Annotated in this window: 12 protein-coding genes; 1 reads left to right on the plus strand and 11 read right to left on the minus strand. The window is 68.7% G+C overall.

Going from position 1 to position 12,238, the window contains the following annotated elements; genetic code table 11:
- Positions 1–5: 5 nt before the first annotated feature.
- The 6 genes from KXD97_RS04090 to lysS form a co-directional block, all read right to left on the minus strand.
- A complete protein-coding gene (locus KXD97_RS04090) occupies positions 6–560 on the minus strand; it encodes a histidine phosphatase family protein (RefSeq protein ID WP_260755583.1) in 555 nt (184 codons plus the stop codon).
- A 6-nt stretch (positions 561–566) separates the two neighbouring features.
- Positions 567–1,358, minus strand: a complete 792-nt coding sequence (locus KXD97_RS04095) for a CbtA family protein (protein ID WP_260755584.1) — start codon at positions 1,356–1,358, stop codon at positions 567–569.
- A gap of 23 nt (positions 1,359–1,381) precedes the next feature.
- Positions 1,382–1,597 (minus strand): CbtB-domain containing protein, encoded by a 216-nt coding sequence (locus KXD97_RS04100; protein WP_260755585.1) that lies wholly within the window; start codon positions 1,595–1,597, stop codon positions 1,382–1,384.
- 201 nt (positions 1,598–1,798) lie between these two features.
- On the minus strand, positions 1,799–4,342 hold the full coding sequence (gene clpC1, locus KXD97_RS04105; protein WP_260755586.1) for an ATP-dependent protease ATP-binding subunit ClpC: 2,544 nt from the start codon (positions 4,340–4,342) through the stop codon (positions 1,799–1,801).
- A 289-nt stretch (positions 4,343–4,631) separates the two neighbouring features.
- The gene (gene lsr2, locus KXD97_RS04110; RefSeq protein ID WP_260755587.1) at positions 4,632–4,973 is read right to left on the minus strand and encodes a histone-like nucleoid-structuring protein Lsr2; all 342 of its coding nucleotides are present in this window, start codon (positions 4,971–4,973) and stop codon (positions 4,632–4,634) included.
- Positions 4,974–5,080: 107 nt separating this feature from the next.
- Positions 5,081–6,586: a lysine--tRNA ligase gene (gene lysS, locus KXD97_RS04115; protein WP_260755588.1), complete on the minus strand. Its 1,506-nt coding sequence runs from the start codon at positions 6,584–6,586 to the stop codon at positions 5,081–5,083.
- A gap of 23 nt (positions 6,587–6,609) precedes the next feature.
- Between lysS and KXD97_RS04120 the strand changes: the two genes are divergently transcribed.
- Positions 6,610–7,878: an alanine racemase gene (locus KXD97_RS04120; protein ID WP_260755589.1), complete on the plus strand. Its 1,269-nt coding sequence runs from the start codon at positions 6,610–6,612 to the stop codon at positions 7,876–7,878.
- Here KXD97_RS04120 and KXD97_RS04125 read toward each other — a convergent pair.
- From KXD97_RS04125 to KXD97_RS04145, 5 genes are all read right to left on the minus strand, one after another.
- The gene (locus KXD97_RS04125; protein WP_260755590.1) at positions 7,875–8,684 is read right to left on the minus strand and encodes a type III pantothenate kinase; all 810 of its coding nucleotides are present in this window, start codon (positions 8,682–8,684) and stop codon (positions 7,875–7,877) included. The genes KXD97_RS04120 and KXD97_RS04125 overlap by 4 nt on opposite strands.
- 4 nt (positions 8,685–8,688) lie before the next feature.
- Positions 8,689–9,096 (minus strand): aspartate 1-decarboxylase, encoded by a 408-nt coding sequence (gene panD, locus KXD97_RS04130; protein ID WP_260755591.1) that lies wholly within the window; start codon positions 9,094–9,096, stop codon positions 8,689–8,691.
- A complete protein-coding gene (gene panC / locus KXD97_RS04135) occupies positions 9,096–10,037 on the minus strand; it encodes a pantoate--beta-alanine ligase (protein WP_260755592.1) in 942 nt (313 codons plus the stop codon). Before panC ends, panD begins: the two co-directional genes overlap by 1 nt.
- Positions 10,034–10,981 (minus strand): Rossmann-like and DUF2520 domain-containing protein, encoded by a 948-nt coding sequence (locus KXD97_RS04140; protein ID WP_260755593.1) that lies wholly within the window; start codon positions 10,979–10,981, stop codon positions 10,034–10,036. Before KXD97_RS04140 ends, panC begins: the two co-directional genes overlap by 4 nt.
- A gap of 77 nt (positions 10,982–11,058) precedes the next feature.
- A complete protein-coding gene (locus KXD97_RS04145) occupies positions 11,059–12,219 on the minus strand; it encodes a DUF6779 domain-containing protein (RefSeq protein WP_260755594.1) in 1,161 nt (386 codons plus the stop codon).
- Between the last annotated feature and the right edge of the window lie 19 nt (positions 12,220–12,238).

Genomic DNA, 12,238 nt, shown 5'->3' on the forward strand with positions numbered 1-12,238 from the left:
GGGCCTCACATCGTCCGCAGGGTCCACGCGTGCCCGCGGAAATGCATGGCCGTGCAGCTGACCGGCGCGACGTCGACGCGCCAGAACGACTTCGCCGGTGCGTCGAGCGCGGCCAGGATCGCGGCCCGGACCACCGCCGGATGGGTGACGGCCACGACGCGGCCGGGCTCGGACGTCACCGCGGCCAGCCAGCGGCCCGTCCGGGCGATCAGGTCGGCCACCGATTCGCCGCCGTGCGGGGCACTCGCCGCATCGGTGAGCCAGACCGCCATCTGATCGGGGGCCACGGCGCTGAGCGCATCCCCCTGCCACCGGCCGCAGTCCAGGTCGGCCAGCAACGGCTCGACGGCCGGGGCCAGGCCCAGCAGCTCGGCCGTCTGCCGGGCCCGCGCCTCGGGACCGCAGAACACCCGCCCCGCCCCGGCAAGGTCGATTCGGCCGACGCGGGCGATCTGGTCTCGTCCGAGCCGGTTCACCGGCTCGTCGCGGGGAAACCGTCCGGCCGACATCGCGTCGGTCATCGCGTGCGACACGAGCGTCAGCCGGACGACTTCACTCACCGCGAGTCACCCCGAGACGGGCTGCTTACGCTCCCCGAGCACTCGCGAGATCATCGCGGCGAACACCAGACCGATCGTCGCGTAGATGACCACCTGGGTGCCCAGCGAGTACAGGCGGAACTCGTAGAGCACATCGGCCGGGAATCCCTCGTACACAATGACGCCCGCATCATCGATCAACGGCCCTGGGGTTTCCTCGATCGACGGCAGCACCAGCATCACGACGGCGATGGCGACCAGGTACGCAGCCCCGGCGGCGACCGTCGCGTTCCAGGCGCCGAGCCTGACCGCCCACCGCCTACCGAGGTACACCGCGCCGACCAGCAGAGCGGCCGACAGCACGACGACGGCCAGGTAGAGCAGCGTGCGCTGCCGGATCGTCTCGTCCAGGCTCAGTGCCGGCGGGCTCGCCGGATATTTCAGCGACGGAACCACGTAGAGGCTCAACAGCATTCCGCCCGCGACGTACAGCGACAGCAATCGCGCCGAGATGTCGCCGACCCGGCCGTAGGCCACCGCGAACGCGACGGCGAACAACGCGCCGATGGCCAGGCTGAACAACAGCACACCCAGCCCCATGCCGATGTTCATCTGGACACCGCGCGTGAATCCGCCGCCGTCGCCGTGGCTGTGGCCGTGACCGCCGTGCTCGAGCGCCTCATGCGCGGCGCCCACACCCTCTTCGTATCCGATGGCGCGTTCGATCTGCGGCTCGACGAAGATCCTGGCGAACAGGAACGCGAGCATGCCTGCGATGGCGCCGGCCAGGAGGCCGCGCCCGATGATCTGCTTCTCCATGTTCGGTTATGCCTCCCGAGCCTCTAGTGGCAGGGGAAGCCGAGGAGATGGCGGGCGTCGTGCACGAACTCGTGGATGTAGGTGTTGCTGCCGAAGACCGACGTCGCCCCCTGATCCATGCCGACGAAGTACAGGACGACGAGCGCGAAGAACGCGGTCAGCGAGAGCCACACCGCGGCCCTGGTTCCTGAGAAGTCGATGGCGCCTGCGGAGGTCCTGCTCAGCTCGGGTGACGTCATGGTGGTTCCTTTCCGGGATTTCGCGTCCCTGCCAGATGTGCGACGGATCCGGGTCTGACTGTCACAGTGGCGCGACCGTTCTGGAATTCCACCAGGTTCCGGTGCCCGTCGATTACTCGAGCATCGTAAGCCAGACGGGGCGGCCACCCTCCCCCGGTTCGAGAATTGGGAAAGGTGACCGCCCCGTCTGGGTTGTCGCTGTTACTCGGCTGCGGCTGCCCCGCCACCGGCTCCGGCGCCGGAGAGCTCCGGTTCCGCACCGGCGGCCGGCTTGCGGGCGCCGGAGAACGTGAACACCGCGTCCTCGCCCTGACCCTCGCCGTCCCAGTTCTCGACGTCGACGGTGACGAGCTGACCGGGTCCGACCTCCTCGAAGAGGATCTTCTCCGACAGGGCGTCCTCGATCTCGCGCTGGATGGTCCGTCGCAGCGGGCGGGCGCCCAGCACCGGATCGAAACCGCGCTTGGCCAGCAGCGCCTTGGCCTTGTCGGTCAGCACCATCTCCATGTCCTTGGCCTTCAGCTGCTTGGACACCCGGCCGATCATCAGGTCGACCATCTTGATGATCTCGTCCTGCGTCAGCTGGTGGAACACGATGATGTCGTCGATACGGTTGAGGAACTCCGGACGGAAGTGCTTCTTCAGTTCGTCGTGAACCTTCTGCTTCATCCGCTCGTAGTTGTTCTCGCCGCCACCCTTGGTGAAGCCCAGACCGACCGCCTTGCTGATGTCGCTGGTGCCGAGGTTCGAGGTGAAGATCAGCACCGTGTTCTTGAAGTCGACCGTGCGGCCCTGACCGTCGGTCAGGCGGCCGTCCTCGAGCACCTGCAGGAGGCTGTTGTAGATCTCCTGGTGTGCCTTCTCGATCTCGTCGAACAGCACGACCGAGAACGGCTTGCGGCGCACCTTCTCGGTGAGCTGGCCGCCCTCTTCGTAGCCGACGTACCCCGGAGGGGCACCGAACAGCCGCGACGCGGTGAAGCGGTCGTGGAACTCGCCCATGTCGATCTGGATGAGCGCGTCGTCGTCGCCGAACAGGAAGTTGGCCAGCGCCTTGGACAGCTCGGTCTTACCGACACCGGACGGGCCGGCGAAGATGAACGAACCGGACGGGCGCTTCGGATCCTTCAGACCCGCACGGGTACGGCGGATCGCCTTCGAGACGGCCTTGACGGCGTCCTCCTGGCCGATGATCCGCTTGTGCAGCTCGTCTTCCATGCGGAGCAGACGGGTGGTCTCCTCCTCGGTCAGCTTGAAGACCGGGATTCCGGTCCAGTTGCCCAGCACCTCGGCGATCTGCTCGTCGTCGACCTCGGCCACGACATCGAGATCACCTGAGCGCCACTGCTTCTCACGCTCAGCGCGCTGCGCGACCAGCTGCTTCTCCTTGTCGCGCAGGCTCGCGGCCTTCTCGAAGTCCTGCGCGTCGATCGCGGACTCCTTCTCCCGGCGCGCGTCGGCGATCTTCTCGTCGAACTCGCGAAGGTCCGGCGGCGCGGTCATCCGGCGGATGCGCATCCGGGCGCCGGCCTCGTCGATGAGGTCGATCGCCTTGTCCGGCAGGAACCGGTCGTTGATGTAGCGGTCGGCCAGCGTGGCCGCGGCGGCGATCGCACCGTCGGTGATGGACACCCGGTGGTGCGCCTCGTAGCGGTCGCGCAGACCCTTGAGGATCTCGATCGTGTGCTCGACCGTCGGCTCGCCGACCTGGACGGGCTGGAAGCGGCGCTCCAGCGCGGCGTCCTTCTCGATGTACTTGCGGTACTCGTCGAGGGTGGTCGCACCGATGGTCTGCAGCTCACCGCGGGCCAGCTTCGGCTTGAGGATGGACGCGGCGTCGATCGCGCCCTCGGCGGCACCCGCGCCGACGAGCGTGTGCAGCTCGTCGATGAACAGGATGATGTCGCCGCGGGTGTTGATCTCCTTGAGCACCTTCTTCAGGCGTTCCTCGAAATCACCCCGGTAGCGGCTGCCCGCGACCAGCGACCCGAGGTCCAGCGTGTAGAGCTGCTTGTCCTTCAGCGTCTCGGGCACGTCGCCGTGCACGATCGCCTGGGCCAGGCCCTCCACGACGGCGGTCTTGCCGACACCGGGCTCGCCGATCAGCACCGGGTTGTTCTTGGTGCGGCGGCTCAGCACCTGCATGACCCGCTCGATTTCCTTCTCACGGCCGATGACCGGATCGAGCTTGCCCTCCATCGCGGCGGCGGTCAGGTTGCGGCCGAACTGGTCGAGCACGAGCGAGGTGGACGGGTTGCCCGCCTCGCCGCCCCGGCCTCCGGTGCCCGCCTCGGCGGTCTCCTTGCCCTGGTAGCCGCTCAGCAGCTGGATGACCTGCTGGCGCACCCGGGTCAGCTCGGCTCCGAGCTTGACGAGCACCTGCGCGGCGACGCCCTCACCCTCGCGGATGAGACCGAGCAGGATGTGCTCGGTGCCGATGTAGTTGTGGCCGAGCTGCAACGCCTCACGAAGGCTGAGCTCCAGCACCTTCTTGGCTCGGGGGGTGAAAGGGATGTGCCCGGACGGCGCCTGCTGACCCTGGCCGATGATCTCTTCGACCTGGCTGCGCACGCCCTCCAGGGAGATGCCCAGCGACTCGAGCGACTTGGCGGCTACGCCTTCACCTTCGTGAATGAGGCCCAGCAGGATGTGCTCGGTGCCGATGTAGTTGTGGTTGAGCATCCGGGCCTCTTCTTGAGCCAGGACGACAACCCGACGCGCACGGTCGGTGAATCTTTCGAACATCCGTGGTTACCTGCTCTCCATCGCATATATGAGGTGGTCTGCACTGATGCGCCCTGACGGCGGTGTCGCTCCAGTGCTTTGCACCTACGCCGTCCACTCTAATGGTCGGCGGCTCCGGGTGCCCCGCCTGCCGGTCCCCGAAGGGATTGACACATGAACCGCGGAAGGCAACTACCCGGTGCTGTTAGAACCAACGCGAGGTAGCCGCAATTCGTTTCCGGATCCGCGCCGCCGGCGGTTCGCCACCAGCGAACGCGATACCGGCTCCTGTCGAACCGGCAATCCGCCGTTACGTTGCTGCGTGGAACGCGTCGATGACGTCGGCCGGGATCCGGCCGCGGGTCGAGACGTTGTGCCCGTTGCGGCGCGCCCACTCACGGATGGCCGCGCTCTGTTCCCGATCGATGGCAGCACGACCGCGTCCGGTGCCCACCGCGCGTCCGCGGCGCCGGCCGCCGACCCGACGGCCCGCGTCGACCCATTGCTTCAGCTCATTACGGAGCTTTGCGGCGTTCTTGGCAGAGAGATCGATCTCATAACTGACACCGTCGAGACCGAATTCCACCGTCTCGTCAGCGGCACCCTCACCGTCGAAATCGTCGACCAACGTGACGGTGACTTTCTTAGCCATTACCCCACTGCCCTTCTCACGTCTCAGATGGGCGGATATGGCCCCATCTCGGACACCAATCTGCCATAAAGGGGCGGGCCATTCAACAACGTGAGATTCGCGGCAGTTCAGTTGCCGTGTCGGCGAACAATCGGGAACAAAACCGTCTCCCTAATCGACAGTCCTGTCAGCGCCATCAACAAGCGATCGATGCCCATTCCGGTGCCCGTGGTGGGCGGCATACCGTACTCAAGGGCGGCCAGGAAATCCTCATCGAGCGCCATTGCCTCGTCATCTCCGGCGGCGGCCGCGCGCGCCTGGGCTTCAAAACGTTCGCGCTGAATCACGGGATCGATCAACTCCGAGTAGCCGGTCGCCAACTCGAAGTGACGAACATAAAGATCCCATTTCTCCGTCACGCCGTCGACACTGCGGTGCGGGCGCGTCAGCGGCGTGGTCTCGACCGGGAAGTCCCGTACGAACGTCGGCGCCCACAACTTGTCGCCCACGGTGAATTCCCACAGTTCCTCGACCAATTTCCCGTGCCCATAACCGCGGTCACGGGCAATCTCCACGCCCAAACGGTCCGCGATCCGCCACAGATGCTGCACACTGGTCTGCGGGGTGATCTCTTCACCCAGCGCTTCGGACAATGACGGATACATTTCAATGGTGTCCCATTCACCGTCGAGGTCGTAGACAGACCCGTCGGCCAATGGCACCTGTCGAGTGCCGATCGCTTCGTCGGCGACCTCCTGAATAAGTTCACGCGTGACGATCGCGGAATCGTCGTAGGTCCCGTACGCCTGATATGTCTCCAACATCGCGAATTCCGGCGAATGTGTGGAATCCGCGCCTTCGTTTCTGAAGTTTCGATTCAGCTCGAAGACCCGGTCGAATCCACCCACCACACAGCGCTTCAGAAACAGTTCCGGAGCGATGCGTAGGTAAAGGTCGGCATCGAGCGCATTGGAGTGCGTCACAAAAGGACGGGCGGCAGCGCCGCCGGCCAGTGTCTGCAGCATGGGGGTCTCCACTTCCAGGAACCCGCGCCGCTCGAGCGCCGACCGCACGGCCCGCACCACCGCCACCCGCTGCCGGGCGATCTCGCGCGCCTCCGGCCGCACGATCAGGTCGACGTAGCGCTGCCGCACCCGGGACTCTTCGCTCATCTCCTTGTGCGCGACCGGGAGCGGCCGCAGCGCCTTGGAGGCGATTTGCCAAGAGTCGGCGAGCACAGACAGTTCGCCCCGCCGCGAGCTGATCACTTCGCCGTGAACGAACACGATGTCACCGAGGTCGACGTCGGCCTTCCACGCGTCCAGCGATTCCTGACCGACCTGGTCGAGGCTGATCATCGCCTGCAGCTGGGTGCCCTCCCCCTCCTGCAGGGTGGCGAAGCAGAGCTTGCCCGAGTTGCGGGCGAAGATGACGCGGCCGGCGACGCCGACCTTCTCACCGGTCTTGGTGTCGGCGGCGAGGTCCGGATACGCCGCACGCAGATCGGCAAGGGTGTGGGTGCGGTCGACCTTGACCGGGTACGGGTCGCGCCCCTCGCTCAGCAGCCGTTCACGCTTGCCCTGCCGGATGCGGAACTGCTCGGGGATGTCGTCAACAGAATCGGGGGACGTCACGACGAGCCAGCTTAAATGAACAGATGACCGTGCCCGCCAACGCGCCGATCGACGAGGCCGGCTACGCCGCGGGCGTACGCCCCCTGCTCGACCAGCCGCTGGACTGGAGCTTCAAGGGCGTCCCGCCGCAGTGGTGGGGACGCACGCCCGCACAGATCGTCGCGCAGCGCCCGGGACTGTTCGACTCGGGCCTCAGCGGTCCCGTCTGTGTGCTTCGCGCCGAGGCGTTGCAGCACAACATCGACGCGATGGCCGGCTGGTGCCGCGACCGGGGGGTTCAGCTCGCCCCGCACGGCAAGACGCACATGTCGCCACAGCTGGCCGCCCGTCAGCTGGCTGCGGGCGCGTACGGAATCACCGTCGCCACCGTCGGCCAGGCCGCGGTCTACCGCGCGTTCGGCGTGACGAATCTGCTGCTGGCCAACGAGCTGGTGGACGAGGCCGGGCTGCGCTGGGTGGCCGCAGAGCTGGACCGCGATCCCGGGCTGGGCTTCGTGTGCTGGGTGGACTCGGTGCGCGGGGTGGAGCTGATGACGCGCGCCCTCACCGGCACCGGGCGGCCGGTCGACGTGTGCGTCGACATCGGCATGCCCGGCGGCCGGACCGGGTGCCGGGCCCCGGCGATCGCCGCCGAGGTCGCCCGCGCCGCGGCCGCGTCCCCGCGGCTGCGCCTGGTCGGGGTCGCCGGGTACGAGGCTGCGGTGGCACAGGCGCTGACCGACGACGCGGTGGCCGCCGCCGCAGCCCACCTGCAGGACCTGCGTACGGCCGCCATTGCGCTTGCCCCGCTGTTCGAGACCGACGACGTGCTCGTCACCGCCGGGGGCAGCACATACTTCGACGCCGTCGCCGACGCGCTGACCGGCTGGCCGTCGGGTCTGCGGGCGCGCACCGTACTGCGCAGCGGCTGTTACGTGACGCACGACCACGGGCTCTACGCGCGCACCTCACCGCTGACCCGGGACGGGGCCACCGGCCTGCGACCGGCGTTGGAGGTGTACGCCCAGGTGGTGTCCCGGCCGGAACCCGACCTGGCGATTCTGACCATGGGCCGGCGCGACGTGTCCTTCGACCAAGGCCTGCCCGTCGCGCTGGAGCTTCCGGCCGCGACGGTGACCAAGCTCAACGACCAGCACGCCTACCTGCGGCTCGGCGCCGGCGAGGACGCCGAGGTCGGCCGTTGGCTGCGGTTCGGAATCTCGCATCCGTGCACCGTCTTCGACAAATGGCGGCTGCTTCCGGTGCTCGACGCGCAGGACCGCGTCGTCGATCTGATCCGGACGTTCTTCTAGCGCTTGACCTTCCCCCGCTGGTTGTCCCGGTTGCGTTCGTAAACCAGCCGCAGTCCGTCGAGCGTGAGGTGCGGGTCGTAGTGCGCCACGGTGTGCAGGTCGGCCAGCATCAGCGGCGCGGAGTGGCCGGTCGCGATCACGTTGACGTCGTCGCCGGCGAAACCGTCGACGTCCTCTCGCACCCGGTTCACCAGGCCGTCCACCAGCCCGGCGAAACCGAACACCGCGCCCGCCTGCATGCACTCGACGGTGTTCTTGCCGACCACCGAGCGCGGCCTGGTGAGCTCGACACGCCGCAACGCCGCCGACCGGGCGGCCGCCGCGTCCGAAGACACCTGCACGCCGGGGGCGATCGCGCCGCCGAGGAACTCCCCCTTGGCCGAGACCACATCGACGCAGATCGACGAGCCGAAGTCGACGACGATCGCCGCGGTGCCGAATTTCTGGTACGCGGCAAGGCAATTCACGATCCGGTCGGCCCCGACCTCTTTGGGGTTGTCGACCAGCAGCGGGATACCGGTGCGCACGCCCGGCTCGATCAGCACGTGTGGGACCGCCGGCCAGTACTGGTCGAGCATCACCCGCACCTCGTGCAGCACCGAGGGCACGGTCGACAATCCGACCGCGCCGGTGAGCACTTCGGCGTCGTCACCGATCAGGCCGTCGATCGTCAACGCGAGTTCGTCGGCCGTCACCTCGGGTTCGGTGCGGATCCGCCAGTGCTGCGCGACCTTCGCATGGTCCCCGGACCCCGCGATCAGCCCGACCACCGTGTGGGTGTTGCGGACGTCGATGGCTAGCAGCACGACATCACCTCGGCGACACCAGCTCGGTGGCGCCCGGCGGGACGAAGGCCGGGTCCGCGCCGAGGTCGACCGGCCGGTTCTGCGCGTCGACGAAAACCACCCGAGGCCGGTAGGACCTGGCCTCGGCGTCGTCCATCGTCGCGTACGCGATCAGGATCACCAGATCGCCGGGATGCACCAGATGCGCTGCGGCGCCGTTGATTCCGATCACGCCGCTCCCACGCTCGCCGGTGATGACATAGGTGACCAGCCGTGCGCCGTTCTCGATGTCGACGATCGTGACCTGCTCGCCTTCGAGCAGGTCGGCGGCTTCCATCAGGTCGGCGTCGACCGTCACCGAGCCGACGTAGTGCAGGTTCGCCTGGGTGACGGTGGCGCGGTGGATCTTGGACTTGAGCATCGTCCGTAACATCAGTTCCTCCAGGGAAGTTCGTGGTTCTCGCCGGCGGTGCGCGGATGGCCGTCGAGACCCGCGCTCGCCCCGATGTCCACGGCGATGTTGTCCAACAGCCGGGTGCGGCCCAGGCGGGCGGCGATCAGCATGCGTGCCGCGCCCTCGGCGGGGGCCGGCCCCAGCATCGGATCGCGGACCTCCAGATAGTCCAGTTCCAGCGCAGGCACCTCGTCGAGCACCGCCCGGGCGGCGTCCAGTGCCGCGCCCACCCCGGTGGACGCGGCGTACATCCCGGCCAGCAGCGCCGCGGACAGCGCCCCGGCCTGCTCGCGCTGGACCTCGTCGAGGTAGCGGTTGCGCGACGACATCGCCAGACCGTCGGCTTCCCGCACGATCGGCACGCCCTGGATCTCGATGTCGATATCGAGGTCGGTCACCATCTGCTTGATCAGCGCGAGCTGCTGGAAGTCCTTCTCGCCGAAGTAGGCCCGGTCCGGGCGCACGGTGTTGAACAGCTTCAGCACCACCGTCAGAACTCCGGCGAAATGCGTTGGGCGCGAGGCACCTTCGAGCTCAGCGCCGAGGGGCCCGGGGTGCACCGTGGTGCGCATGCCGTTCGGGTACATGTCCTCGGCGGTCGGGGTGAACGCGATGTCGACGCCCTCGGCGCGCAGCGCGTCCAGATCGTCGTCGAGGGTGCGCGGATAGGCGCCCAGGTCCTCGTTCGCGGCGAACTGCAGTGGGTTGACGAAGATCGACACCACGACCGCCGCACCGGGTACCCGCTTGGCGGCGCGGACCAGCGCCAGGTGACCGTCGTGCAGCGCACCCATCGTCGGCACCAGCACGATCCGCCGCCCGGTGGCCCGCAGCGCCCTCGTCACACCGGCGACGTCCTTCGGCCCGCGGTACACATTCAGCTGTCCGCCGGTGAATTTCGGGGCATCCCGCCTGATCATGACTGTCCTGCTTCCGCCAGCACGTCGAAGACTTCCTTCGGGGCGTGCGCACGCTGGGCCGTGCGCCACGAGTTCGTCCGATACGCCTGCGCCAGATCGGGGTTCACCTCGCCGAACGCCTGCAGGTGGCCGGCGACCGCCGCCGCGTCCCCGCGCGCGACCGGACCCGTCAGCGCGGCCTGCCCGCGCTGCAGCGCGTTGTCCAGCGCCGCCCGCGCCAACGGGCCGATGATCCGTTCGGGCAGCCCGCCCGGGGTGTCGTCGACGGGCTCCTGGCCGAGCAGCTCCTGGCCCCACAGTGCCGAGCGCAGCGCGTCGACCGCGTCGAGCAGCACGGTGACGACGTGGTTGCCGGCGTGTGCCAGCGCCGCGTGATACAGCGTCCTGGCGTCCTCGCGGACCCGGAACGGTTCGCCGCCGATCTCCAGCACCAGCGACTGTGCGATGGCGTAGCCGATCTCGTCGCCGGCGGTCACCCCGAAGCAGGTGCCGCGGAGCCGGTCGACGTCCTCGTCGGTTCCGGCGAACGTCATCGCCGGATGGATCGCCAGCGTGATGCAGCCCTGCTCGGCCAGCGGGGCCAGAATTCCGATGCCGTTGGCGCCCGAGGTGTGCGCGACGATGGTGTTCGGGCGCACCGCACCGGTGGCGGCCAGGCCGTTCACCAGCGCGCGCAGCTCGGCGTCGGGCACGGCCAGCAGCAACAGTTCGGCGCGCGCGGCGACGTCGTCGACGGCCAGCACGGCAGTGTCCGGCAACCAGCGCTGCGCGCGGGCGCGGGAGGCCGCCGATACTGCGCTGCAGCCGACGACGACGTGTTCGGCGCGTTCCAGTGCGACGCCGAGTGCGGTGCCGACCCGGCCGGCGGAGATGATCCCGATCGTGAGCCGGGCAGGGCGGAGTCCGTCGTGCGGGATGTCACCGCCGGCGGGGGGCTGCACCATCGCAGTCGACCTCGCAGATTCTCATGGCTTCGTTCCGGTCCCGCGGCGCGGGTACCGGACGGTCGCCACGAGCCTACTCAATCCTCCCGGCGCCTTCGCCGCCCACCACCCGACGGCGTCGCCTGCAGCCGGGCCAAGAGCTCGGCCACCGACTGCCCGCCGGTGTGGGCGCCACCGTCGGCGTCCTCCTCGACCTGCTCCTCTGCCGGAGCGGGAGGCTCCTCCTGCTCCTCACCGGACGCGGAGTGCTTACCGCGCGGCGGCTCTTCCGTTTCGACCTCCGGCTCGGGAGCCCGGCGCCTACCGACGTACTCGTCGTGCGCGTCCCCGTCGGCTGAGGGTTCCCAGTTGCTTCCGGGCTGGCCCGCCGGAACCCACCGCCCCTCGGCAGGTGCGGGCTGCCACTGGGCACCGGCCGGGGCCGCCTGCGGCGGCGGGGGCGCAGGCAGCCACGGGAACTGCGGTGACGGGGCGCTCGGCGGCACCGGCGGTGGCGGTGGCGGCGGGGGTGGCGGCGGCGGGGGTGGCGGCGGAGCCCACGGCGGCTGCTGTGCTACGGCCTGCTCCCCGCGGTGCCGGCGACCGCCGGTCTGCTCGGCCGAGCGGCGGTGCGCGCCACCGGGTTCGCCGGGCTGCGCCCACTCACTCTCGGGCGGGTGCGGCTCGACGGGCACATCGATGATCGGGCTCTCGTCGGTCTCGGGGGCGTACGGGTCCGGGGCGACCGCGAATTCGTCCTCGGTGTCGATCCGGCTGCTGCTGACGCGCCCCGCGGTGCGTTCGGTCTCCAGGGCCGGGCGATGGGACAGGTCGGCGTCGAACAGGTATTCCAGATTGGCCCGCAGCGCGGCCAACTCGGCCCGCAGTGCCGCCACCTCGTCGGCCGACTGCGCCTGCAGTTCCGAGGCCAGCTCACGGCGCAGCTGAGATTCGACGGCCAACTCGTATTCGCGGCGCGCCGAGATCTCGCGGTCCAGTTGCAGGTCGTACACCAGCTTGAGGTCGCGCACCTTGGCCTGGTCGGCGTCGCTCTGCCTGCGGTAGATGACCGAGACGAATGCGGCGACCACGGCCGCCCACAACGCGAGAATGACGGCGAGCTTTAGCAATTCGACCCGGTTGGTGAAAACCAGCGCTGAACTGGCACCGATCGCCAGCACCAGCAACACCGTCATCAGGAACCAACCCGGCCTGCGGCCGCTGCGCCGCAGACGGGCGCCCCGGGTCGGATCGGTCATGGGGCGACTGTACCGTCAC

It is taken from the genome of Mycobacterium sp. SMC-8, assembly GCF_025263565.1.
Classification (GTDB): Bacteria; Actinomycetota; Actinomycetes; order Mycobacteriales; family Mycobacteriaceae; genus Mycobacterium.